Consider the following 23746-nt stretch of genomic DNA (forward strand, 5'->3'; position numbering starts at 1 on the left):
AAATGCAAGATAGTATTAAATTAGCCCAATTGAGTGATGGTTATCGTTACAACAGCGATTCTTTACTTTTAGCTGATTTTGTTTTAGAAATGGGTATTAAAAATCAAGTCTTGGAAGTAGGTTCGGGATGTGGTATTATAGGAATTTTACTTAAAAAATTTGTTTCTAATTTAGATTTATCTTTGCTTGATATACAACAAGAAAATATAGAACTCATTCATCGTAATCTAAAACAAAATAATATACAAGCTGGAGTATTGCATGAAGATTTTAGAAATTTTCAAAATGATAAAAAATTTGATTTTATAGTTTGTAATCCACCTTTTTATAGAGATGGGGCGCATGAGGGTAAAAATACGCATAAAAATATAAGTAAATTTCAAAAATATTTGACTTTAAATGAATTTATTGTTAGATCCAATGCTTTGTTAAAACCTATGGGGGTATTGTATTTTTGTTACGAAGCCTTGGCTTTAGATAAAATTTGCCTTGTTTTAGAGAGTAAAAAGCTAAAATTAACTAAAATTCGTTTTGTACATACTCATCAAAATATTTCAGCAAGACTTGTCTTGGTGCAAGCTAGAAAAAGTGTAAAATCGCCTTGTGAGATTTTACCCCCTTTTTTTATCTATAAAAATGAGAATTTGAGTGAGCAAATGCAAGAGATTCACTCTAGATTTAGGTTGGAAAGTTATGATATTTAATAAAGATTTTTCTTATGGATTTAATGAAAATGCTTGTCAAGAATGCGGTGGAAAATGTTGCACAGGAGAAAGTGGAAATATTTTTGCAAACAAGGAAGAGTTAAAGGCTTTGAGAGAGCATTTGCAATTAGATGAAAAAGAATTTGCTTTGAAATATTTAAAAAAGGTAGGCTTTAGAATGAGTTTTAAGGAAGTTGAATTTGAAGATGGATTTGCATGTATTTTTTTCGATAAGGAAAAAAGAAATTGCTCTATTTATGATTTTCGTCCGAAGCAATGCCGCACCTTTCCTTTTTGGGAATATTTTAAAACACATCAAGAGGAGCTAAAAAAAGAATGTATAGGAATTTGTTATTTGTCTTAATAGGCTTTTTTTTAACTGCGTGTGGGGCTTCAAAAACGATTATAGCTTACCCCGATTATAAGCAGCAAAAGAGCAATGAATTTGATTTAAGGATCATGAAAGCTTATAATTATGAATATTTTAATCAATATGAAGAAGCTAGGGATGAGTTTTTGGCACTTTTTAGAGATTATAATATTACTAATTTTTTAGAAAATGCATTTTTGCTAACTCTAGCAAACAACCTTGATAAAAAAGAAGAGATAAATAATATAGCCAAGCCTTATCTTGATAAGAGTGATAATCTTAAGCGTCTTAGTGCACTTTATGCCTTAAATTCTTATAATCTTAAAGAAGCTCAAGAGCTTATCCAAGGGCTTTTAAAGAAAAAAAGTGATGATCCAAGAAATTTAGAGCTTTATGGAGATGTATTAATACGCCAAAATAATTTAAAAGATGCCATAAAATATTATCAACTAGCCTATAATCAAGTTCAAAACGAGGAGATTTTGTTTAAGCTCGTGGGTGTTTATGCTATATTAAATGATACTTCAAGCATTAAAAATATACTAGAAAATTCAAAAAATATTAATGGTTGCACTCTTAAAACTTGCATTTTACTAGCAAAGATTTATAATGATAAGGGCAATAGCAAAGCTTTACAAGAAATTTATATAGAGCTTTATAATATTACAAAAAACAAAAGCTTTATCCTAGCTCTTATCGAGCTTTTAAGTTCTCAAAACAAAGACAAAGAAGCATTGCATTTTGCTTTAAAATATAATGCAGATGATGATATGAAGCTTTATTTATATCAAAGGTTAAAATTATACAACAAGGCTAAAGATCTTAGTATGCAAATTTATAAACGCACTCAAGAGAAAGAATATCTTTTGCGTGCAGCAGTGTTTGAATTTGAAGAAGCAAATTTGAATAAAAAAATCACTCCGCAGGTTGTTGCTCTTGTGAGCGAAAAATTTTCTAATGCGATTGATGAAAATAGTGATGCTTTGTATTTGAATTATTATGGGTATTTATTGATAGATTATGATTTAGATCTTAAAAAAGGTATGAAATTGGTTGAACTTGCCTTAAAAAAAGAGCCTCAAAATTTATACTATTTGGATTCTTTAGCGTGGGGGTATTATAAACAAGGTGATTGTAAAAAGGCTTGGGAAATTTTGAAGCAAACTTTAGAGGATAAAGAATTTGCAAATTCTGATGAGAGCAAGGCTCATGCAAAAGCAATAAAGGCGTGTATTAAACCATGATTTTAGATAAAATTTTTGAAAAAACTAAAGAAGATTTAAAAGAGCGTAAGGCGCAACTGCCTTATGATATGTTGGGACGATCTTTAGCATCGAATCCTTTTTTTCCTAAAGATGTTAAAGCTGCTTTAAAAAGAATAGAAAATGAAGTAAGAATTATCGCAGAGGTTAAAAAAGCTAGTCCAAGTAAAGGGGTTATAAGGGAAAATTTTGATCCTTTAGATATAGCTTTAAAATACGAAAAAAATGGAGCTGCTGCTATTTCAGTTTTAACAGAACCGCATTTTTTTCAAGGGAGTTTAGAATACCTTAGCATGATACGCCGTTATACGCACGCTCCTTTGTTGCGAAAGGATTTTATTTTTGATGAGTATCAAATTTTAGAAGCTTTGGTTTATGGGGCGGATTTTGTTTTGCTTATCGCTAGAATGTTAAGTATGAAAGAGCTTAAAAGATTGCTTGAATTTACAAGACATTTGGGACTTGAAGCCTTGGTGGAAATTCACGATAAAGAAGATTTGAGCAAAGCGATTTTTTCAGGAGCTGATATTATAGGCATAAATCATCGCAATTTGGATGATTTTTCTATGGATATGAATTTATGCGAAAAACTCATCCCACAAATTCCAAATTCAAAAATTATTATCGCAGAAAGTGGTTTAGAGGATAAAGATTTTTTAAGGCATTTGCAAAATTTAGGCGTTGATGCTTTTTTAATCGGAGAATATTTTATGCGTCAAAACGATGAAGGAGAGGCTTTGAAAGCCTTGCTTTAAAAGGATAAAAATGCAGTATTTGTATGCACCATGGCGAAGTGAGTATTTTGAAAAAGAAAAGAGCGAGTGCCCTTTTTGTGATTGTGCTAATAAAATCAAAAGCGACGAAGAATTAGGAGTGATTTTTAGAGCTAAGTATTGTTTTGGCGTGATGAACCGCTATCCTTATTCTGCAGGGCATTTTATGATAATACCTTATTTGCATGAAGAGCATATAGAAAATTTAAGTGATGAAGCTTGGCAAGAGATAAGTCAATTTGTGCGTCTAGGGGTAAGAATTTTAAAAAGTGAACTCCATGCAGGTGGGGTAAATATCGGTATGAATTTAAGTAAAGATGCGGGTGCTGGGATAGCTCCTCATTGTCATTATCACCTAGTGCCGCGTTGGGCAGGGGATACTAATTTTATCACCACTATAGGAGAGACTAGGGTTTGTGGTACCAATATAGAACAAGTTTATCAAAAACTTGTTTTGGCGTTTAAAAATGTTAAATGAAGTAGATTTTGCAGAATTTCAAAAAGAAAATTTCTCTCTTTTAATCGATGCAAGAAGCCCTAGGGAATTTTTACATTCTCATTTGATAGGGGCGTTGAATTTTTATGCTTTAAATGATGAAGAATATCAAGAAATAGGAACAATTTATAAAAAAAATCAAGCTTTGGCTAAGGCTAGGGGTGCGAGTTATATTTGTCAAAATATGTCAAAGCATATCTTAGAGCTTGCCCACAAATTCCGTATAGGAGATAAGATCGGAATTTACTGCTCTCGTGGGGGTTTGCGTTCAAAATCTATTGCAGTGATTTTGAGCGAATTGGGCTATAGAGTGGTGCGTTTAAAGGGTGGCTTTAAAGCTTATAGAAGTTTTTTGGCGCATTATTTTGATAATGAAATAAATTTAGATTTTTTTGCTCTTTGTGGTAATACAGGCTGTGGAAAGACAGAACTTTTGGAGCTTTTGCCCCATCATTTAAATTTAGAAAAAATGGCAAATCATCTAGGATCATCTTTTGGTGATATTTTAGGTGCTCAGCCTACGCAAAAAGCTTTTGAAGCAAACCTTTTTTATACTTTAAACTCTTTAAAAGATTTTATCTTTATAGAGAGCGAAAGTCGTAAAATAGGTGAAATAGTTTTACCTTTAAAGCTTTATGAAAAAATGCAAAAAGCATTTAAAATTCATTGTTTTTGTTCTTTAGAAAAGCGCATAGACAGGATACAAAAGATCTATCAAGAAAAAATGACTCCTTTAAAATTTAAAGAATGTCTTGCTAAGATCAGTCCTTATATCAGTGTAAATTTTCGTCAGGATTTGCTAAAAAGTTATGAGCAAAGAGAATGGCAAAGGCTTATTGCTTTGCTTTTGGCTTATTATGATAAGAGTTATAAAAAGCCACAAAAAATAGATTTTGAGCTAAACACTGATGATATCTTCAAAGCCAAAGAAGAGCTTTTAGGCTATTTTAAAACGCAATTGCTTTTTTAATACTAGATAATTTCTACTTTTAATTTAAAAAAAACTTTTACCAAATCATCAAAATTTTCTTTATTATCTTGCAAGAATTCTTTTTTATTGTTTTAGTTTAGCCCTAAATTTTTATTTTAATGCTAGTAAATTTGAATTATAGAGAAGTGAAATATTTTTTAAAATCCCTATTTATAGTAATTTCATATAAAAAAATAAACTTTGATAAAAAAAATATATAAAATATTTCTTAAATTTATATTTTTTTAAATCATTTTAAATATAATTATCTCGCAATTAAATTTTGTAAGAAAGGATAGGTAAATGAATGCGATAAATTCAAGTTTTATTGTGTTGTGTACTTTGCTAGTTTTGCTTATGACTCCAGCTTTGGCAATGTTTTATTCAGGTATGGTAAGAAGTAAAAATACTCTTAATACCATAATGAATTGCTTTATTGTTTTTGGTGTTATTACTTTACAATGGGTAGTGCTTGGATTTAGTCTTTCTTTTGGTAAAGATGAAGGACTTGGGCTTGTAGGAAATTTCGAGAATTTCCTCTTAGAGGGTATTAGCGGATACAACGCTTCAGGCGTTCCAAATATTCTTTTTGTGATTTTTCAAATGATGTTTGCACTTATTGCATCTGCTATTATAACAGGCTCTTTGGTGGGAAGAATCAAACTGGGTGTTTTGGTGATATTTCTACTTTTTTGGAGTACTTTAGTTTATGATGTGTTAGCGCATATGATTTGGAGCAGTGAGGGATTTTTGCTTAAAAGAGGAAGTCTTGATTTTGCTGGGGGCGGTGTTGTGCATATCAGCTCTGGGGTTGCCGGACTTGTAGGAGCTTTGATGGTAGGCGCTAGAAAAAGTGATGATGAGGATAAAAACGCGCATTCTATTCCTTATGCTTTCTTGGGTGCGATTTTGCTTTTTATAGGATGGTTAGGTTTTAATGCTGGAAGTGCTGGCGAAATGAATGATATTGCTATCAATGCTTTTATAGTAAGTATTATATCAGCAGCTTGTGGCTTTTTATCTTGGGTGGTACTTGAGTGGCTCATCCATAAAAAACCGACTATTTTAGGTGGACTTAGTGGGCTTGTAGCAGGGCTTGTGGGAATTACTCCAGCTTGCGGTTATGTAGATATTTATGCTTCTCTTGTTATAGGGACTTTGTCTTCTGTGTTTTGTTATTTTGGTTTAAGTTTTATCAAATACAAACTTAAATGGGATGATTCTTTAGATGCCTTTTCTTTGCATGGAATCGGAGGTATTTGGGGAGGAATTGCCACAGGGCTTTTTGCAAGTGCTAAAGTAAATCCTAATGTGATTGCCCAAAATGCACTTGGCGAGGGATTTTTTATCAGTGGAAGCCTAGAGCTTTTAAAAGAGCAAATTTTTGCTATTGTGATTTGTGTGGTTTTGTCAGCTCTTATAAGCTTTGTTATTTTTAAGATTATCTCTTGTTTTACAGACTTAAGAGTAAAAGAAGAAGTAGAGCAAAAAGGCTTAGATGTGAGTTTGCACGGAGAAAAAGCTTATACTTTAGCTTAGTTGGCTAAATTTTTACTAAAAAGTCCTTGTAATCATAAACAAGGACTTCAAAATCATTCTTAATTAAAATCAGACAAATACTTTAAAATAAAGTGGATAAATTCATCACTATCATTTGGGCAAGTGATTAAATCATAATCGCACTTTGCTAAATGTTTATACTCCATACCTAGCTCAAAAATCGTTTCAGAACAATCTATGCAAAAAGAAATAGGATAAATCAAAGCTTTGTTATCTAAATTTGCCAAAATATCGCTTGTATTTGGTTCAAGCCATTTTACTGGTCCTAGTTTTGATTGGTAAGCTAAGATAATCTCATCAAAATGATCTTTTAATCTTTCTTTTAAAAGTTCTACATGATGATTGACATGTTTTTCATATAAATCGCCCTTGTCAATAATGCTTTGCGGTAAAGAATGTGCTGAAAAAATTAAAGTTTTAGCATCAAACTCACTTTTTTTGGTCAAAATATGAGAAACAATCGTCTCATTATAAAGCTCATCTTCGTAAAAAATATCTACAATCTTTATTTTTGCCTTGATTTTTTGTTTTAAAATTTCATTTTGCAAAACTTCAAGCGATGAAGTAACTGTGGTGCTTGAGTGGTGTGGATAAAGTGGAAAAAGAATGATTTCATCATTTTCACTTAAAGTGTATTTTTGCAAAACTTCATTGGCAAAAGGCGGCACATAAAGATTGACAAAATCAAATTTAAAGTCTTTTGTTTTTGCATTAAGCTTTTCGCACAAACTTTGAGTAAGTTCATTGAGTGGAGATTTTCCACCCATTTGTTTATAATTTTCTCTCATAGCTTTTACGCGAGATTTCGTAATAATCCACGCCACAAATCTTCTTATAAATTTATTTTTAATACCCAAAATATAAGGATCATTAAACATATTTTTTAAAAAAGTTTCACAATCTTGTAAATTTGTGGCTCCGCCCATATTTAAAAATAAAACTAATTTCATCTAAAAACCTTTTTTTAATTTTATTTTACTTCAGTATGGATTTAAAATCAATAAATTTTTATCTAAGTGTTTTATTGAAACTCAAGTTATTTGGAGTTTATTGCATTATTTTAGAAAAATTAAAATTTTTCTAAAATTTCTTGCACAGCATAAGCATTTTGTATATTTGCTAGGTAATTTTCCTTATTTAAAAGCAAATCATATAAAGCCATATGTTCGCCAAAAAGGGGTGTTTGTGTCATCAGTTCTAAGTTTTGTCCATCTTTACTTAGGGAAAAATCTGCTAAATTTGCCTCGTAAAAATGATTTTTACTCACAAGTGTAATTTTTCTTAGTCTTTGCGTACTGTTCCAGCTTTGATGCACACAAGCGATCGTTTTTTCTAACTTGCAGGTTATAATGCTTTCATCTTCTCTTTGTTTGTCTTTATTGAAGCTTTTTAAAATGTTAGCGTTTATAATTTTCTCTGCGCTTAAAAAATGAAGTAAGTCAAGATCATGCACAGCCAAATCTTGTAAAATTCCTACATCACTGATTCTTTGCGGATAGGTGGAAAATCTTTGTATATTGATGCTGATAATTTCTTCATTTTGAAGCTCTTTTTTTAGAGCCAAAACTGCAGGATTAAATCTTTCACAAAATCCCACACCCACTTTTACACCATAGCTTTTAGCTAAATTTGAAATTTCATCTATTTCATTTAAATTCAGAGCTAAAGGCTTTTCGATTAATACACATTTACACTTACAAAAAACCTTTCTAGCTATTTCTAAATGTGAATTTGTCGGTGTTGCAATGATGATGATGTCATTATCTTGATTTAAAAATTCATCCAAATTAGTAAAAAAAGGCGCGTTTAAATTTTTATTTTCAACCATATCAAACAAAGCGTTGATTTTAAAATTTTTATTTTTACTAAGCTCGTTTAAATGGTTTTGCCCCATTTTTCCAAGGCCTACAATTCCTACTTTCAAGAGAAAAATCCTTCATTTTCAAGTTCGCTTAAAACTTGTTTTAAGAGTTTGATTTTTTCCCATTGAGAATGAGTGAAGATTTCATTTCCTTCTTCAGTGGAGCTAAAGCCACATTGTGTGCTGATTTCAATTTGTTTTGGATTTAAAAATTGAGCTGCTATTTTTACTCTTGCTTTTAACTCTTCTACGCTTGGACTTTCATTGGTTTTGCTAGTAAGAATTCCTAAAACCGCAATTTGATCGTTGATGTATTTTAAAGGTTCAAAATTTCCAGCCCTTTCATCATCAAATTCTAAGAAGAATTTATCGACTCTAAGTTCTCCAAAAAGCTTCTTAGCGACTTTCATATAGCCCCCACTTGCTACATAGCGACTGCGGTAGTTTCCACGACAAATATGAATTGCACTCATTATGTTTTTTGGCATAGTTTTTAAACTCTCATTTAAAAAATCTACATATTCTTCACAAATATCATCTGCGTTGATCTCATTTAAAGCGCAAAATTCATAATCACATAAAGAACCAAAGCTTGTATCATCAAGTTGCAAATATACTCCACCAAGAGCTGCAAATTCTTTGTAAAAATTTTCATAAGCATTTAAAATATCATTTTTAAGTTTTGTAAAATCTTTACCATAGTAATTAAATTCTGTGTTTTTGCCCCCGCGGATAAAAAGCATATATAAAAGCATTGAAGGGCTTGGAATGGTAAGTTTTAAGCGATTTGTATCTATTTTTAAACCTTTTGCAATTTGCATTAATCTTTCAAAATCTTTTAAAAAAGGATGGTTATTGCACTCGATTTTACTTTCAATTTCTATGCCCTCAGCCCTTGTTTCTATCCCTTTAAAGATATAACCCTTTTCTTTTTTGATTTTTTTAATGCCGCCAAAACCCCAGTAAAAATCAAGATGCCACCAAGAACGGCGTAATTCCCCATCACTTAAATAATAAATTCCCGCCTTATCGCACTCTTCTAAAAGATCTCTTATGCAAGAATCTTCAATGCTGCGAAGTTGTTCTTCATCGATTTTTCCCAAGGCAAAATTTTCTCTAGCTTCTTTTAAAATTTTAGGTCTTAAAAAAGATCCCACTTGATCTAATTTCATAGTCCTTCCTTAAACACTTTAATTACACTTTCTTGCTCACTTTGACTTAAAAATGCTGAAAATGGCAAGGATAAAATATGCTTACTCGCAAATTCTGATTTTTCTAATTTTAAATGCGAAAATTCACTGAAGCAAGGTTGCTTGTGAAGTGGTGTAGGATAATGGATAGCATAAGGAATGTTTGCTTTTTCAAAAGCTTTTAAAACTCTAGCTCTATCCTCTACTAAAACGCTATATTGCGCATAAGCACTGATGGCGTTTTCATCAATCTTTGGAATTTGGCAATTTGTCAAATTTTCGTTGTAGAATTTTGCTATTTCTTGTCTTTTGTTAATTTCTTCATCTAGGTGTTTTAATTTTACATTTAAAATGGCTGCTTGAAGAGTATCAAGACGAGCATTTATCCCTATAAATTCATGTTTATAACGATCAGTTTGTCCGTGGTTGAGTAAAATTCTTAAATTTTTAGCTATGCTCTCATCATTGCAAAAAATCGCTCCGCCATCGCCATAAGCTCCTAAGGGCTTAGAAGGGAAAAAGCTAGTGCATGAAATTTTGGCAATAGAGCAAGATTTTTCACTCTTAAAGCTTGCTCCAAAACTTTGTGCGCCATCTTCAATCAAGCTTATATTTTTACTTTCGCAAAAGGTGTTTAATTCTTGTAAGTTGCTCATTTGACCAAACATACTCACAGCAATAATTGCTTTTGTTTTAGGGCTGATAGCGTTTTTTAGGAGTTCAAAATCGATATTAAAATTATCTAAATTTATATCTACAAATACAGGCTTAGCTCCTAGTAGTGCTACCATTTCAGCAGTAGCTATAAAAGTAAAGCTAGGCACTATGACTTCATCTTCTTGTTTGATATCTAAAGCCCTTAAAGCAAGATATAAAGCACTTGTGCCACTTGAGCATCCTATGGCGTGTTGTACATGAGTGTATTGGGCTAAATTTGTTTCAAATTCATTTAATTTTGCACCCCCTATAAAAGAGGAGCTTGATAAAACACTTGCGATTTCAGAATCGATTTCTTCTTTATATTTAAGATATTGAGCTTGAAGATTGATAAAATTCATAAAAAACCTTGAAAATTAAAGAAATTAATTAAAAAGGCTTATTGTATTTTAGTTTTACTTAATTTAAAGTAATTTTGGTATGATATGCTTTTATAAAAATTTCTTAGGAAAATCTTATGGATGTTAGAAGTGAATATTTAAATTTTTTTAAGTCTAAGGGTCATGAAATCACCCCTTCAAGTCCTTTAGTTCCTGATGATGCAACCTTGCTTTTTACAAATGCAGGAATGGTGCCTTTTAAAAGTATATTTATAGGAGAAGTGCCTCGTCCAAATCCACCACGCAAAACAAGTTGCCAAACTTGTATAAGAGCAGGGGGAAAACACAATGATTTAGATAATGTAGGCTATACCGCTCGCCATCATACTTTTTTTGAAATGTTAGGAAATTTCAGCTTTGGGGATTATTTTAAAGAACAAGCTATCGCTTATGCTTGGGAATTTGTAACCGAGGTATTAAAACTTCCTAAAGATAGACTTTATGTAACCGTACATGAAAGCGATGATGAAGCGTTTGAATTGTGGCAAAAACATATCCAAAAAGAAAGAATTTATAGATTTGGCGATAAGGATAATTTTTGGCAAATGGGCGATACAGGTCCTTGTGGTCCTTGTAGTGAGATTTTTTATGATCAAGGCGAAGAGTATTTTAATGGCGAAGAAGATTATATGGGTGGAGATGGAGATAGGTTCTTAGAAATTTGGAACCTTGTTTTCATGCAGTATGAAAGAAGTGCTGATGGTAAACTTACGCCTTTGCCAAAACCAAGTATTGATACAGGAATGGGGCTTGAAAGGGTTACAGCTATCAAAGAGGGTAAATTTAGCAATTTTGATAGCTCGCTTTTTATGCCTATTATCGATGAAATTGCAAAACTTTGTGGTAAAACTTATATTTATGAAAGTGGAGCTAGCTTTAGAGTTATCGCTGATCATATAAGATCGAGTGTATTTTTGCTCGCTCAAGGAACGAGTTTTGATAAAGAGGGTAGGGGTTATGTTTTACGCCGTATTTTACGCCGTGCTTTAAGACATGGGTATTTATTGGGGCTTAAAAAACCTTTTATGTATAATTTAGTTGATGTAGTTTGCAAGCTTATGGGTGAGCATTATACCTATCTTAATGAAAAGAAAGATTTTATAAAAGAGCAAATCTGCTTAGAAGAAGAGAGATTTTTGAGCACTATAGAAAACGGTATTGAAATTTTTAATGAAGAGCTTAAAAATACCAAAGAAGTTTTTAGCGGAGAGGTTGCATTCAAGCTTTATGATACTTATGGTTTTCCACTTGATTTAACGCAAGATATGTTAAGAGAAAAAAATCTTGTGGTAGATGAAGCTAAATTTGAAGAATTGATGAATGAACAAAAAAATCGTGCAAAAGCTTCTTGGAAAGGAAGCGGCGATAAGGTAGTAAGTGGAGATTTTAAAAATTTACTTGAAAAATTTGGAGAAAATTGCTTTGTGGGTTATGAAAAAACAGAATGTCAAGCCACCGTTTTAGCTCTTTTGGATGAAGATTTTAAAGAAGTTTCAAGTCTTAAAGGCCTAGGCTGGGTTATGCTTGATAATACTCCTTTTTATGCAACAAGTGGGGGGCAAATTGCTGATACAGGATATATAGGAACTAGCGAAGTGCTAGATACTCAAAAGTTTTTCAATCTCAATCTTAGTCTTGTAAAAGCTAATGAAGAAATCAAGCTTAATGATAAGATAATAGCAAAAATTGATACCGACAAAAGAGAACAAACTGCACGCCATCATTCAGCTACTCATCTTTTACATCACGCTTTAAGAGAAATTTTGGGTTCTCATATCAGTCAAGCAGGTTCTTTGGTTGAAAGCAATAAATTAAGATTTGATTTTACTCATCACAAAGCTTTAAGCAAGGAAGAATTAGAAAGTATTGAAAAAAGAGTTAATGAAATGATTATTAGCTCAAGCGAAGCAATTTTAGAAAATATGCCTTTAGAAGATGCTAAAAAAAGTGGAGCTATTGCTTTATTTAATGAAAAATATCAAGGTAATGTACGCGTTTTAACCTTAGGTGAAAGTAAAGAGCTTTGCGGAGGAACTCATGTAAAAAATACAGCTCAAATAGGAAGTTTTTACATAGTTAAAGAAAGTGGTGTAAGTGCAGGTGTAAGGCGTATAGAAGCGGTTGTTTCAAGAGCAGCTTTAGAATTTTGCAAGACTTTTATGAATGAAAATCTAAACCTTAAAGAAGAGCTTAAAAGCAATGATTTAAGTCTTGGGGTAAAAAAACTTAAAAATGAAATTCTAAAATTAAAAAACGAGCTTAAAAATTCTAACAAATCACAACTTAACTCAAGCAATATCAATGGAGTTCAAATTTGCGTTGAATGCGTAGAAAGCGGTGATATAAAAACCATGATTGATGAATTTAAAAACAAATTTGAAAAAGCTGCTATTTTACTAATACAAACAAAAGATGATAAGATAACCCTTGCAGCAGGTGTGAAAAATTGTCCTTTAAAAGCTGGAAATTTGGTTAAAAATATTGCTCAAATTTTAGGTGGCAATGGCGGCGGAAGAGATGATTTTGCTACAGCAGGCGGTAAAGATATAAGCAAGATAGATGAAGCTTTAAAACAGGCTTTGGATTTGATCCAAAAAGGACTTTAAGCAATGTTAATTCTTGCTTCAAGTTCTGTTTCTAGATCGAATTTGCTCAAAGAGGCAAAGATTGAATTTCAACAAATAAGCTTTGACTATGATGAAAATTTAGACAAAAATTTAAAGCCTAGTATTTATGTGCAAAAAATCGTCTTAGAGAAAGAAAGACAATTTTGCACGACTTATGAAGAGAAATTTAAAGATGAAACTTTACTCTTTGCAGACAGCATAGTTTGCATAGGAGATAAAATTCTTACTAAGGCAAATACCAAAGAAGAAGCTTGTGAAATGCTTGATTTACAAGATGGAAAATGTGCTAGTATTTTAAGTGCTTTTTTGTTAAAGAATTTAAAAAAAAGAGTTTTCTCTCTTTCAAAAACAACGCTTTATTTTTCAAAATTTGATCCTCGTGATTTAAAAGACTATGTAGAAAATGGATTTTATAAGGGTAAAGCAGGGGCGATTATGTGTGAGGGTTTTCATAAAAACTATATCATTAAACAAGAGGGAAATTTAAACACCGCTTTAGGACTTGATACTCAAAATTTAAAGGCTTATTTATGAAAATTTTAAAATATATATTTTCATTTTTTGTTGTGTGTTTGATCGCTGTATTTATTTATGTGGCCTATCTTTTTGCAAATGCAGATACTCAAGGATATACTTTTAAAGAGTATAAACCTCCACTTACAACGCAAATTTACGATAGAAATGGAAAATTAGTAGCCAATATCTTTGAACAACATCGTTTTTATGCAAGCTATGAAGAATTACCCCCGCGTCTTATAGAAGCTCTTGTAGCTATAGAAGATACTAGCTTTTTTGAACATGATGGGGTAAATATTGATGCTATTTTTAGGGCTATTGTTAAAATTATAAGAAGTGGTGGAAAAACCATGGAGGGAGCTTCAACGCTTACTCAACAATTTATCAAAAATACAGAATTAACCCCTGAAAGAACTATCACTCGTAAAATTCGCGAAGCCTTGCTCGCCTATAAAATGGAAACAATTTTAAGCAAAGAGCAAATTTTGGAAAGATATTTAAATTATATCTTTTTTGGACATGGATATTATGGGGTTAAAACAGCTGCGCAAGGATATTTTCATAAAAATCTAAATGAGTTAAGCCTTAAAGAGATTGCTATGCTTGTGGGTATGCCAAAAGCACCAAGTAGCTATGATCCTACAAAACATTTAGATCTTTCTATCGCAAGGGCAAATAATGTTGTAGCAAGAATGTATACATTAGGTTGGATTTCTAAAGCAGAATATGATGAAGCTATGAAAGAAATTCCTCAAGTTTATGATGATACTTTAACGCAAAATGCAGCTCCTTATGTTGTAGATGAGGTGATTAAGCAATTAAGTCCTAGCATTAAAGATCTTAAAACAGGCGGCTATAAAATCACTTTAAATATAGATTTAGATGTGCAAGAAATGGCTCAAAATGCCTTAAAATTTGGTTATGATGAAATAGTAAAGCGTGATAAGGATGCAAATTTAAGTACGCTAAATGGAGCTATGGTGGTGGTTAATCATCAAAGTGGAGATGTTTTAGCCTTAGTGGGTGGGGTTGATTATGAAAAAAGTAATTACAACCGAGCTACTCAAAGCACACGACAACCAGGCAGCTCCTTTAAACCTTTTGTGTATCAAGCAGCTATTAATCTAGGCTATTCGCCTATGAGTGAGATTGCAGATATTTCTAGAATTTTTGAAGGTGGAGCAGGGGATAATAAAGACTGGAAACCTAAAAATGATGGAGGTAAATTCCTTGGCTTGATTACCCTAAAAGAAGCCTTAACACGTTCAAGAAACCTAGCTACTATCAATCTTGCTCTTGGTATGGGACTTGATGTGCTTCATTCAAAGCTTGTAGAATTTGGCTTTAGGGATATTCCGGCTAATTTATCGATTGTTTTAGGAAGCTTTGGAATTTCTCCTTTGGAGTATTCTAAATTTTATACTATGTTTGGAAATTATGGAGTTATAAAAGAGCCACAAATCATTAAGCAAGTACAAGATAGAAATGATCAAATTATTATGGAATTTAACTCAAATGAATACAGAGTGAGCGATGAAGCGCAAAGCTTTTTGGTTTTGGATATGATGAGAAATGTTGTAGAGCATGGTACAGGACGCAATGCAAGGGTTGAAGGCATAGAAATAGCAGGCAAAACAGGAACTACCAATAAAAATATCGATGCTTGGTTTTGTGGCTTAACACCTGAGATTGAAGCTTTGATTTGGTATGGAAATGACAATAATAAGCCTATGCGTTATACAGAGGGTGGGGCTAGGACTTCTGCTCCCGTGTTTAAGGAATTTTTAAATAAATACTTAGAGAAATTTCCTGATGCTACAAGAAAATTCAGCATTCCAAATGGGGTATATAGAGGAAGTTATAAGGGGCAAAATGCTTATTATACTATCAAATCACCTCTGCCAAGAGCGAATATGAAATTTAATGAAAGTGAGATTTTATTTTAAAAGTATGTGAAGAAATAGAAAAATCTATTTCTTCTAAAAGAGTTAAGCTTTTTCGATAACAATCTCATCATTTTTTGCATCGATAACAATCTCATCATTTTCATTAAGCTTGTCTGCAAGTATCATATCGCTTAGCTTGTCTTCGATTAAATCATAAATAGCCCTTCTTAAAGGTCTAGCACCAAAGTCAGGATCAAATCCGTCCTTAGCGATTAAAAGCGCAGCATTTTCACTAAGACTTGCTTTTATACCCTTATTTTCCAAACTTTTTTGCAAGTCTTTAAATAAAAGTTTAACTATCTCATATGCCTCATCTTTTCCAAGTGGATTAAAGGTGATGATATCGTCTAAGCGGTTTAAAAATTCAGGTTTAAAGAAATTTTTTAACTCATTTTTTACCGCATCTTCTTGTTCTTTTCCGCTTAAATTCATGATAGCACTTGAGGCGATATTAGAAGTTAAAATAATAATGGTATTTTTAAAATCCACAGTTACACCCTTGCTATCAGTTGCCCTACCATCGTCTAAAATTCCTAAAAGTACATTAAACACATCCTTGTGGGCTTTTTCGACTTCATCAAATAAAAGCACGCTATAAGGTTTTCTACGCACCGCTTCAGTAAGCTCTCCGCCTTCTTCATGCCCTACATAACCTGGAGGCGCTCCTAAGAGTCTTGAAACGCTATGTTTTTCCATAAATTCACTCATATCAAAGCGAATCATTGCTTTTTCATCATCAAATAAAAATTTCGCCAAAGCCTTAGCAGATTGTGTTTTTCCTACTCCTGTAGGCCCTAAAAATAAAAAGCTTCCTATAGGCTTATTGTCTGCATTTAATCCTGCTTTATTGCGTTTGATAGCTCTTGCTAAAGCGCTTAGAGCCTTATCTTGCCCAATCACACTTTCTTTTAAGTGTTTTTCTACTTCCAAAAATTTTTGCTTCTCTGAAGTCAGCATTTTTTGCACGCTAATTCCTGTCCATTTGCTTAAAATTCCAGCAACCAAATCTTCATCCACTTGATTTTTAAGCAAGACTCCATTTTCGCTCATTTTTTTCCATTTTTCTTCTAAATTTGCCACTTCTTTTTCGCATTCTGGAATTTTGCCATATTCTAATTCTGCAGCTTTTTGGAATTCACCCTTATTTTTTGCAAAAACAGCTTCGTTTTTAAGACTATCGATTTCTTTTTTCTTTGCGCTTATGCTATCAAAAACTGCTTTTTCATTTTCAAATTGTGAATTTAAAGCACTTTGTTTTTCTTTTAAATTGGCCAGTTCTTTGGCAATTTCATCTAGTCTTTTTTGATTTTTTTCATCATTTTCCATCTTTAGAGCTTCATTTTCTACTTCTAAAGTTTCTATGTCTTTGCGTGCCTTTCTCAAAGAGCTTGGTTCGCTTTCAATTTGCATTTTAAGTTCAGCCGCAGCTTCATCGATTAAATCAATTGCTTTATCGGGTAAAAAACGATCGGCAATATAGCGTTTTGAAAGCTTAGCTGCCGCTACTAAAGCACTATCATTGATGGTGACATTGTGATGAATTTCAAGTTTTTCTTTAATACCCCTTAGCATTGCTAAAGCTTCATTTACGCTAGGTTCGCCTACATTTACAGGTTGAAAACGGCGTTGCAAGGCCGCATCTTTTTCAAAGTATTTACGATATTCTTTAAGAGTGGTTGCTCCTATGGTGTGAAGTTCGCCTCTTGCAAGTGCCGGCTTTAAAATATTTGCAGCATCCATACTTCCTTCGCTTGCTCCTGCGCCTACTATGGTGTGAATTTCATCGATAAAAAGTATGATATTTTCACTTTTAATGACCTCATTTACCACCGCTTTTAATCTATCTTCAAATTCTCCACGATATTTTGCTCCTGCGATCAATGCACTCATATCAAGAGCTATGACTTTTTTATTTTGTAAAGATTTTGGCACATCTTTTTTGATAATTCTTTGTGCTAAAGCTTCTACGATCGCTGTTTTTCCTACTCCTGGTTCACCTAAAAGTATAGGGTTGTTTTTTGTTTTGCGTATAAGAATTTGCATTAAGCGTTCGATTTCTTCTTCTCTGCCTATAACAGGATCAAGCTTTCCTTCACTTGCTTTTGCGGTTAAATCTATACCAAATTTATTTAAGCTATCTAGGGTTTCATCACTTGTTTTGCTTTCGATTTTGCGTCCTGCTCTTAAATTTTGGAGCTCTTTTTGAAATTCTTTAATATCTATAAATTTGGCTAAAATTTCTCTAATAGGATTTTTTTCGCTTTCGCTTATAAGCCAAGTATCTACACTTAAGTAATTATCACCATTGGCACTCATAAGTCCTTTAGCACTTTCTAAGGAATTGATAAATTCATTAGAAAAACGCATATTTTCACGATTGACATTAGAGCTTGTTGCAAGATTTGAAATTCTGCTTTTGATTTCAAGTTCTAAGGCTTCTTTAGAAATATTTAATTTATTTAAAATTTGATTTAAAATACTTGTACTATCTACGCTTAAAGCCCATAAAAGATGTAAAGGGACAACTTCATTATTTTTAGAATGAATCGCCAAAGACGCTGCACTTTCAAGGTTTGAAAGCATATTGTCGGTTAAAAATTCTTGTATATTTGCCATTGTATATCCTTTTTCAAGTTTTATATATGAAGTATTATATAACTTTAGTCAAATAATGTCAAGTTATTTTATAAAATTTTTGCAATAAAATTAAGTATATTTTAGAAAGTATTGAATTTTAAGCACTTAAATAGCTATTTTACAAACATATCAATAGCCTTGTTTAAATCCTCTATGCTTTGCGTATCTTTTTCCATCACCGCATGATACATACAATGGGCTAAATGTTCTTTAAGTATGGCTTTAGCGGTATTGTTAACCGCTGCTTTAACCGCAGCAAGCTGGATAAGAATATCACTACAATCCTCATCTCTTTCAACCATTTTTTTAATAGCTTCTAAATGTCCTATAGTGCGACTTAAACGATTACTTATGGCTTTGATATGTTTTGGAGAATGCGTATGAGTGTGTTTCATTTATATTCTTTCTTGCTTTGAAATTAAAAAATATAAAATATTTTAGCATTAATTTTTTTAAATCCATTAAACTTATAACAAATTTAGTATTATTTACGAATTTTTAAGCAAAAGTTATTAAAATTTGGGCTTAAAATATTTAATTTTGGAGTTCATTTTGAGTAGTAAAAGATTTCTAGCCGCTATTACAGGTTTTACAGGCTCTTTGGCTCTTTGTGTTTTTTTAGCAAGCAACCTACAAGCAAAACCAAAGAATCCATCTGATTTAATGCAACAACGCTTAGAGTCTTTAGATAAATTGACTAAAACTTTGGCTATAGTTGAGCAGTATTATGTAGATGATGAAAATATTACAGATTTGATTGATAAATCACTTTCTGGACTTTTGAGCAATCTTGATGCGCATTCTTCTTTTTTAAATGAAAAAGATTTTAATGATATGAAAATTCAAACAAGTGGTGAATTTGGTGGACTTGGGATCACTGTAGGTATGAAAGATGGCGCCTTGACTGTTATTTCTCCTATAGAGGGAACTCCAGCAGATAAAGCTGGGATTAAATCAGGCGATATAATATTAAAAATCAATGATGAGGCTACTTTGGGAATCAATTTAAACGATGCAGTGGATAAAATGCGCGGAAAACCAAAGACGCAAATCACTCTTACTATATTTAGAAAAGGAGCAACTAAGCCTTTTGATGTTACTTTAACGCGTGATATTATCAAAGTAGAAAGTGTTTATGCAAAGCTTATCGAAGATGAAAATATACTTTATTTAAGAGTTACGAATTTTGATAAAAATGTTGTGGACATGACAAGTAAAGAGCTTAAAAAACATCCTAATGTAAAGGGTGTAATTTTGGATTTAAGAAATAACCCTGGCGGTCTTTTAAATCAAGCTACAGGGCTTGTTAATTTATTTGTAGATAAAGGAGTAATTGTTTCTCAAAAAGGACGCGTTACAAGTGAAAATCAAGAGTATACAGCAAATCCAAAAAATAAAATTTCTAACAGTTCTTTAGTAGTGCTTGTGAATGGCGGAAGTGCGAGTGCTAGTGAGATTGTTAGTGGGGCTTTGCAAGATCTTAAGCGAGCTATAATCGTAGGAGAAAATACTTTTGGAAAAGGCAGTGTTCAGCAAATTATTCCGATCAATGAAACTGAAGCTTTAAGACTTACTATTGCAAGATATTATTTGCCAAGTGGGCGCACTATACAAGCAGTAGGTGTAAAACCTGATATTGAAGTATTTCCAGGAAAAGTTAATACTCAAGAAGATGGCTTTAATATCAAAGAAAGTGATTTAAAGCAGCATTTAGAAAGTGAATTGGAAAAACTTGATAAAAATGAGAAAAAAGAAGACAAAAAAGAGCAAAAAAATGATAAAAATATCATTACTCAAAAGCAAATTAATGATGATGCGCAGTTAAAATCTGCCATAGATACCATTAAAATATTAAATATTAAACAAGGACAATAATTATGAAAAAAAAAGAATTACTTTATGAAGGTAAGGGTAAAAAACTCTATACAACCGAAGATGAAAATTTTCTTATAAGCGAATTTAAAGACGATTTAACAGCCTTTAATGCTGAAAAAAAAGGAAGTGAAAGTGGAAAGGGTGCATTAAATTGCAAAATCAGCACAGAACTTTTTCATTTGCTTGAAAAAAATGGCATAAAAACTCATTTAGTTGAAACCATTAGTGATAATGAGCAAGTGGTAAAAAAATGCAAAATTGTGCCTATTGAGGTTATAGTGCGCAATGTTGCAACAGGATCACTTACAAAAAGATTGGGTATTAAAGACGGCACAGTTTTGCCTTTTGCTTTGGTGGAATTTTGTCTTAAGAACGATGAGTTAGGAGATCCTTTTATCAATGATGAGCATTGTTTGATTTTAAATTTAGTACAAAATGAAGCACAGATTAAAGAAATTAAAGAAATGGCTAAAAAAATCAATGCGATTTTAACTCCTTTTTTTGATGCTAAAAATTTAAGACTTATTGACTTTAAAATTGAGCTAGGTTTAACTAAAGACAATGAGCTTGTTTTAGCCGATGAAATCAGTCCTGATAGCTGTAGATTTTGGGATAAATTTAGCAATGAAAAGCTAGACAAAGATAGATTTCGTCAAGATTTAGGAAATGTTAAAATGGCCTATGAAGAAGTTTTAAAAAGAATTTTAAACTAAGGAATATCATGAAAATACTTGTCAATGTTTTTTTAAAAAATGGTGTTTTAGATCCTCAAGGAAAAGCTATAGAAAAGGCTTTACATTCTTTAAATTTTAATGAAATCAAAGAAGCAAGAGTAGCCAAACAAATCGTGCTTGATTTAGATGAGAGTGATGAACAAAAAGCAAAAGAACGCGTGAAAAGTATGTGTGAAGAGCTTTTGGTAAATAGTGTAATCGAAGATTATGAGCTTATTGTAAGTGAGAAATGATGAAAGTTGCTATTATTAGATTTCCTGGAACAAACTGCGAATTTGATACCCAATATGCTTTTGAAAAACTTGGTGTAAAAGCACAAATCATTTGGCATGAAGAAAAAGAAATTGATGCAGACTTAGTGGTTTTGCCTGGAGGATTTTCGTATGGAGATTATCTAAGATGTGCAGCCATTGCTAAAATCGCTCCTGCTATGCAAGGTGTTATCGCACATGCGAAAAGAGGAGGATATATTTTAGGAATTTGCAATGGCTTTCAAATCTTGCTTGAAAGTGGACTTTTAGAAGGTGCTATGAAGCACAATAATAATTTAAGTTTTATCTCCAAAAATCAAAATTTAAGAGTTGTTTCAAATGATAATGTTTTTTTAAAGAATTTTCAAAAAGATGAAATTATCAATCTTCCTGTTGCTCATGGTGAAGGAAATTATTATGCAGATGAAGCTACCTTGAAAAAAATGCAAGATAAAGATTTAATTCTTTTAAAATACGAACCAAATCCTAATGGCTCTGTGTTGGATATCGCAGGAATTTGTGATGAAAATAAAAAAATTTTTGGCCTTATGCCTCATCCAGAGCGCGCTTGCGATAAAATATTAGGTAATGATATAGGCTTAAGAATGCTCGAAGGTTTTATGTGAGAATAATATTTTTTTTAGTTTTTGTTTGTCTGAGTCTTTTTGCTCGAAGTGAAATTTCTGTTTTTGATGGTCAAGATGAAAATATGCAAAGAGAATTGCAAAAACTTCCAAAAGAGGAACAGCAAATCTATCAAAATATCGCTCCAAGTGATGAAAATTCCGATTTTGATAGTAATATATATGATCCTTTTATACCTCAAAGTTCATTAGTTCTTACTACTGATGATTATGTTAATAAAGTATATGTTGGAGAAGTATTTCCCATAGTTCTTCATGCTAAGATTACAGAGGATACAAATTTTGATTTTAACATCACTTTGCAAAAAAGCAAGGACTTGATCTTTTTAAATCCTGATTTAAAATGGGAATATATTAAAGGCGATTATAGGACTGTTTTGTGGTTTGAGGCTAAAACTTCAAATGCAAATTTAGAACAGATTTCAGTCAGCCTTTTAAGAAATGGAAAAATTTTTCAAAGTGCTAGTATTAGTATAGGTGCTATCCATTTTGAAAATACACCTAATAATAAAAATTTTTCACATCTTGTGGCAAGTTCCTTGGAGGTTAAAAAAATCAAAACCAGTTATTTTGATGATTCAAGCATTATTACAATGATTGAACTAAGCGCCACAAATGCAAATCTTAAGAGCTTTTTTGTAAATGGAGTCGAGAAACAGGGTATTGAAAATTTAAAGGGTGATTTTAATTCTTCTAATGCTTTTTATTATGCTATTTTTCCATCGACTAAAACAGATTTTGAATTTTCTTATTTTAACAAAGATACTAAAAAAATGGAAAATATGAGCTTTAAGCTTAAAATCAGCGATGATGAGGTGAGCACTCAAAGCGATTTAAATCCTACAAATAGGGATTTTAATATTTATAAACAATATGCTCTTTGGGCTTTGACTCTTATTTTGGCATTATGGTTTGTTTGGAAGAAAAATTATTTTATTTTAGCAGGAGCGCTTTTATGTTTTATACTTGGTTTTCTTGTAGATACTAACACAGAAAATGCAATTTTAAAAGCGGGTTCTAGGGCTAAAATTTTACCAACTGAATCATCAACTTATTTTTATACAGCAAATTCTAACGAAAAGGTTGAGGTGTTAGGCAAAAGACTTCATTATGTTAAAGTGCTTTTTCGCGATGATAAGATAGGATGGGTTGAAAGTAGTGATTTACAAAAAAATTAAAGCTTTATATTTTTGGTTCTTTTTTATTATAAGCGTAGCTTTTGTTGTGCTATGTTTTTGTTTTATCAAATCTCAAGATACGCTTTGGAAACTTCGAAAATCTTGGGCTAGATTTCAAAAAAATATTCTTTTTTGCAAATATGAAGTCATAGGGGAATTTGATCTTAAAGCAAATATGATTTTAATGAATCATCAAAGTACCTTAGATATCATAGCTTTAGAGGATTTGTATCCTAAAAATTTATGTTGGATTGCCAAAAAAGAATTAGGCGAAATTCCTCTTTTTAAAATTGCCATTAAAAAACCTAAACTTCTTTGCATAGATAGAAAAAATCCACGCGATTTGGTGCGTGTTTTAAAAGAAGCTAAACAAAGGCTTAGTGAAGATAGAGTTTTGGCGATTTTTCCTGAAGGAACGCGTTCTAGGAATGAAAAATTGCTTAAATTTCAAAGTGGTGCTAAAATTTTAAGTGAAAAGCTTGATTTAAAAGTGCAGCCTATTTTGATTGTTGATTCTGCGAAAATTTTAGACACTAAAAGTTTTAGTGCTAGTTCTGGAGTATTGAAAATCATTTGCATGGATTTAGTGGATACGAGTGATAAAAAATGGCTTGAAAATACTAGAAAAAAAATGCAAGAATTACTAGATCAAGAAAGAGCTAAGCTTTGCTAAATACCATTTTAGTTGTTGGTCTTGGGGGTTTTATAGGGGCGGTTTTAAGAATGCTTTCTATCAATTTGATAAATAAAATTTTACCCCATTCTATAAGCTTTGGTACTCTTTTTGTTAATGTCTTAGGATCTTTTATGATGGGGCTTTTGTTTTCTTATACACATCATAAGGGTTTATCTCCTGCGCTCAAAAGCTTTATAAGTACAGGATTTTTAGGAGCTTTTACAACTTTTTCTACATTTTCTTATGAAAATTTACTGCTTTTACAAAGTGGAAATTATTTTAATTTTTCTTTAAATATTTTATTAAATATAATCCTTTGCCTGATAGCAGTTTGGCTTGGTTTTATAATTTTTAAGTAAGCTCTTGAAATTTACCTTAG

The 23746-nt window shown here is 31.8% G+C and carries 23 protein-coding genes; 17 read left to right on the forward strand and 6 right to left on the reverse strand.

What is annotated here, in order from left to right; genetic code table 11:
- Positions 1–2 precede the first annotated feature (2 nt).
- From KAR88_RS03360 to KAR88_RS03390, 7 genes are all read left to right on the forward strand, one after another.
- A complete protein-coding gene (locus KAR88_RS03360; protein ID WP_002779475.1) occupies positions 3–704 on the forward strand; it encodes a methyltransferase in 702 nt (233 codons plus the stop codon).
- Positions 694–1068, forward strand: coding sequence for a YkgJ family cysteine cluster protein (locus KAR88_RS03365; protein ID WP_002779476.1), 375 nt, complete (start codon positions 694–696; stop codon positions 1066–1068). The genes KAR88_RS03360 and KAR88_RS03365 overlap by 11 nt, the downstream gene beginning before the upstream one ends.
- Complete coding sequence (locus KAR88_RS03370) at positions 1041–2318, forward strand: hypothetical protein (RefSeq protein WP_002779477.1); 1278 nt, start codon at positions 1041–1043, stop codon at positions 2316–2318. Before KAR88_RS03365 ends, KAR88_RS03370 begins: the two co-directional genes overlap by 28 nt.
- Positions 2315–3091 carry an indole-3-glycerol phosphate synthase TrpC gene (trpC, locus tag KAR88_RS03375; protein ID WP_002780808.1) on the forward strand — a complete coding sequence of 259 codons (777 nt, stop codon included), beginning with the start codon at positions 2315–2317 and terminating at the stop codon, positions 3089–3091. The genes KAR88_RS03370 and trpC overlap by 4 nt, the downstream gene beginning before the upstream one ends.
- Before the next feature lie 10 nt (positions 3092–3101).
- A complete protein-coding gene (locus tag KAR88_RS03380; RefSeq protein ID WP_002779479.1) occupies positions 3102–3587 on the forward strand; it encodes an HIT domain-containing protein in 486 nt (161 codons plus the stop codon).
- The gene (gene mnmH / locus KAR88_RS03385) at positions 3577–4575 is read left to right on the forward strand and encodes a tRNA 2-selenouridine(34) synthase MnmH (protein WP_002780810.1); all 999 of its coding nucleotides are present in this window, start codon (positions 3577–3579) and stop codon (positions 4573–4575) included. Before KAR88_RS03380 ends, mnmH begins: the two co-directional genes overlap by 11 nt.
- A 303-nt stretch (positions 4576–4878) precedes the next feature.
- Complete coding sequence (locus KAR88_RS03390) at positions 4879–6114, forward strand: ammonium transporter (RefSeq protein ID WP_002780812.1); 1236 nt, start codon at positions 4879–4881, stop codon at positions 6112–6114.
- Positions 6115–6173: 59 nt separating this feature from the next.
- Here the strand turns inward: KAR88_RS03390 and hemH are convergent, their stop codons facing one another.
- The 4 genes from hemH to KAR88_RS03410 all read right to left on the reverse strand — a co-directional run bounded on the left by hemH (position 6174) and on the right by KAR88_RS03410 (position 10244).
- The gene (gene hemH, locus KAR88_RS03395) at positions 6174–7085 is read right to left on the reverse strand and encodes a ferrochelatase (RefSeq protein WP_002823718.1); all 912 of its coding nucleotides are present in this window, start codon (positions 7083–7085) and stop codon (positions 6174–6176) included.
- 119 nt (positions 7086–7204) lie between these two features.
- Positions 7205–8059, reverse strand: coding sequence for a Gfo/Idh/MocA family oxidoreductase (locus KAR88_RS03400; RefSeq protein WP_002812537.1), 855 nt, complete (start codon positions 8057–8059; stop codon positions 7205–7207).
- Positions 8056–9168, reverse strand: a complete 1113-nt coding sequence (locus KAR88_RS03405) for a cobalamin-independent methionine synthase II family protein (RefSeq protein WP_002829734.1) — start codon at positions 9166–9168, stop codon at positions 8056–8058. Before KAR88_RS03405 ends, KAR88_RS03400 begins: the two co-directional genes overlap by 4 nt.
- Positions 9165–10244 carry a DegT/DnrJ/EryC1/StrS aminotransferase family protein gene (locus tag KAR88_RS03410; RefSeq protein ID WP_002829732.1) on the reverse strand — a complete coding sequence of 360 codons (1080 nt, stop codon included), beginning with the start codon at positions 10242–10244 and terminating at the stop codon, positions 9165–9167. Before KAR88_RS03410 ends, KAR88_RS03405 begins: the two co-directional genes overlap by 4 nt.
- A gap of 116 nt (positions 10245–10360) precedes the next feature.
- Between KAR88_RS03410 and alaS the strand changes: the two genes are divergently transcribed.
- Genes alaS through KAR88_RS03425 form a run of 3 tightly spaced genes read left to right on the forward strand, consistent with a single transcriptional unit; the run spans position 10361 to position 15372 of the window.
- Positions 10361–12889 (forward strand): alanine--tRNA ligase, encoded by a 2529-nt coding sequence (alaS, locus tag KAR88_RS03415; RefSeq protein WP_002822730.1) that lies wholly within the window; start codon positions 10361–10363, stop codon positions 12887–12889.
- 3 nt (positions 12890–12892) lie between these two features.
- Positions 12893–13444 (forward strand): septum formation inhibitor Maf, encoded by a 552-nt coding sequence (gene maf, locus KAR88_RS03420; RefSeq protein ID WP_002779739.1) that lies wholly within the window; start codon positions 12893–12895, stop codon positions 13442–13444.
- Positions 13441–15372, forward strand: coding sequence for a penicillin-binding protein 1A (locus KAR88_RS03425; protein ID WP_060785233.1), 1932 nt, complete (start codon positions 13441–13443; stop codon positions 15370–15372). Before maf ends, KAR88_RS03425 begins: the two co-directional genes overlap by 4 nt.
- 42 nt (positions 15373–15414) lie before the next feature.
- On the opposite strand, the gene KAR88_RS03430 is transcribed toward KAR88_RS03425, so the two are convergent.
- Together KAR88_RS03430 and KAR88_RS03435 are read right to left on the reverse strand one after the other, a co-directional pair.
- Entirely contained in the window at positions 15415–17988 is a 2574-nt protein-coding gene (locus KAR88_RS03430) for an AAA family ATPase (RefSeq protein WP_060789935.1), read from the reverse strand.
- A gap of 134 nt (positions 17989–18122) precedes the next feature.
- Positions 18123–18404 (reverse strand): metal-sensing transcriptional repressor, encoded by a 282-nt coding sequence (locus KAR88_RS03435; RefSeq protein WP_002779742.1) that lies wholly within the window; start codon positions 18402–18404, stop codon positions 18123–18125.
- Between the two features lie 142 nt (positions 18405–18546).
- Between KAR88_RS03435 and KAR88_RS03440 the strand changes: the two genes are divergently transcribed.
- From KAR88_RS03440 to crcB, 7 genes are read left to right on the forward strand one after another with little or no spacing between them, the layout of a single operon-like run.
- Positions 18547–19884 (forward strand): S41 family peptidase, encoded by a 1338-nt coding sequence (locus tag KAR88_RS03440; protein ID WP_025431524.1) that lies wholly within the window; start codon positions 18547–18549, stop codon positions 19882–19884.
- 2 nt (positions 19885–19886) lie between these two features.
- Complete coding sequence (gene purC, locus KAR88_RS03445) at positions 19887–20597, forward strand: phosphoribosylaminoimidazolesuccinocarboxamide synthase (RefSeq protein WP_002776052.1); 711 nt, start codon at positions 19887–19889, stop codon at positions 20595–20597.
- Between the two features lie 8 nt (positions 20598–20605).
- Positions 20606–20851 (forward strand): phosphoribosylformylglycinamidine synthase subunit PurS, encoded by a 246-nt coding sequence (purS, locus tag KAR88_RS03450; protein WP_002776055.1) that lies wholly within the window; start codon positions 20606–20608, stop codon positions 20849–20851.
- Entirely contained in the window at positions 20851–21495 is a 645-nt protein-coding gene (purQ, locus tag KAR88_RS03455; RefSeq protein WP_002776057.1) for a phosphoribosylformylglycinamidine synthase I, read from the forward strand. The genes purS and purQ overlap by 1 nt, the downstream gene beginning before the upstream one ends.
- Complete coding sequence (locus tag KAR88_RS03460) at positions 21492–22691, forward strand: SH3 domain-containing protein (RefSeq protein WP_002829727.1); 1200 nt, start codon at positions 21492–21494, stop codon at positions 22689–22691. Before purQ ends, KAR88_RS03460 begins: the two co-directional genes overlap by 4 nt.
- Positions 22672–23364: a lysophospholipid acyltransferase family protein gene (locus tag KAR88_RS03465; protein WP_025431522.1), complete on the forward strand. Its 693-nt coding sequence runs from the start codon at positions 22672–22674 to the stop codon at positions 23362–23364. The genes KAR88_RS03460 and KAR88_RS03465 overlap by 20 nt, the downstream gene beginning before the upstream one ends.
- The gene (gene crcB / locus KAR88_RS03470) at positions 23358–23726 is read left to right on the forward strand and encodes a fluoride efflux transporter CrcB (protein WP_002793521.1); all 369 of its coding nucleotides are present in this window, start codon (positions 23358–23360) and stop codon (positions 23724–23726) included. Before KAR88_RS03465 ends, crcB begins: the two co-directional genes overlap by 7 nt.
- Positions 23727–23746: the final 20 nt, after the last annotated feature.

The sequence above is a fragment of the Campylobacter sp. JH23 genome (assembly GCF_017846595.1).
Classification (GTDB): Bacteria; Campylobacterota; Campylobacteria; order Campylobacterales; family Campylobacteraceae; genus Campylobacter_D; species Campylobacter_D coli.

Excerpts from the sequence above, each read along its gene's own strand:
- KAR88_RS03360 (WP_002779475.1), top strand. The coding sequence starts at position 3 with ATGCAAGATAGTATTAAATTAGCCCAATTGAGTGATGGTTATCGTTAC.
- KAR88_RS03365 (WP_002779476.1), top strand. The coding sequence starts at position 694 with ATGATATTTAATAAAGATTTTTCTTATGGATTTAATGAAAATGCTTGT.
- KAR88_RS03370 (WP_002779477.1), top strand. The coding sequence starts at position 1,041 with ATGTATAGGAATTTGTTATTTGTCTTAATAGGCTTTTTTTTAACTGCG.
- trpC (WP_002780808.1), top strand. The coding sequence starts at position 2,315 with ATGATTTTAGATAAAATTTTTGAAAAAACTAAAGAAGATTTAAAAGAG.
- KAR88_RS03380 (WP_002779479.1), top strand. The coding sequence starts at position 3,102 with ATGCAGTATTTGTATGCACCATGGCGAAGTGAGTATTTTGAAAAAGAA.
- mnmH (WP_002780810.1), top strand. The coding sequence starts at position 3,577 with ATGTTAAATGAAGTAGATTTTGCAGAATTTCAAAAAGAAAATTTCTCT.
- KAR88_RS03390 (WP_002780812.1), top strand. The coding sequence starts at position 4,879 with ATGAATGCGATAAATTCAAGTTTTATTGTGTTGTGTACTTTGCTAGTT.
- hemH (WP_002823718.1), bottom strand. The coding sequence starts at position 7,085 with ATGAAATTAGTTTTATTTTTAAATATGGGCGGAGCCACAAATTTACAA.
- KAR88_RS03405 (WP_002829734.1), bottom strand. The coding sequence starts at position 9,168 with ATGAAATTAGATCAAGTGGGATCTTTTTTAAGACCTAAAATTTTAAAA.
- KAR88_RS03410 (WP_002829732.1), bottom strand. The coding sequence starts at position 10,244 with ATGAATTTTATCAATCTTCAAGCTCAATATCTTAAATATAAAGAAGAA.
- alaS (WP_002822730.1), top strand. The coding sequence starts at position 10,361 with ATGGATGTTAGAAGTGAATATTTAAATTTTTTTAAGTCTAAGGGTCAT.
- maf (WP_002779739.1), top strand. The coding sequence starts at position 12,893 with ATGTTAATTCTTGCTTCAAGTTCTGTTTCTAGATCGAATTTGCTCAAA.
- KAR88_RS03425 (WP_060785233.1), top strand. The coding sequence starts at position 13,441 with ATGAAAATTTTAAAATATATATTTTCATTTTTTGTTGTGTGTTTGATC.
- KAR88_RS03430 (WP_060789935.1), bottom strand. The coding sequence starts at position 17,988 with ATGGCAAATATACAAGAATTTTTAACCGACAATATGCTTTCAAACCTT.
- KAR88_RS03435 (WP_002779742.1), bottom strand. The coding sequence starts at position 18,404 with ATGAAACACACTCATACGCATTCTCCAAAACATATCAAAGCCATAAGT.
- purC (WP_002776052.1), top strand. The coding sequence starts at position 19,887 with ATGAAAAAAAAAGAATTACTTTATGAAGGTAAGGGTAAAAAACTCTAT.
- purS (WP_002776055.1), top strand. The coding sequence starts at position 20,606 with ATGAAAATACTTGTCAATGTTTTTTTAAAAAATGGTGTTTTAGATCCT.
- purQ (WP_002776057.1), top strand. The coding sequence starts at position 20,851 with ATGAAAGTTGCTATTATTAGATTTCCTGGAACAAACTGCGAATTTGAT.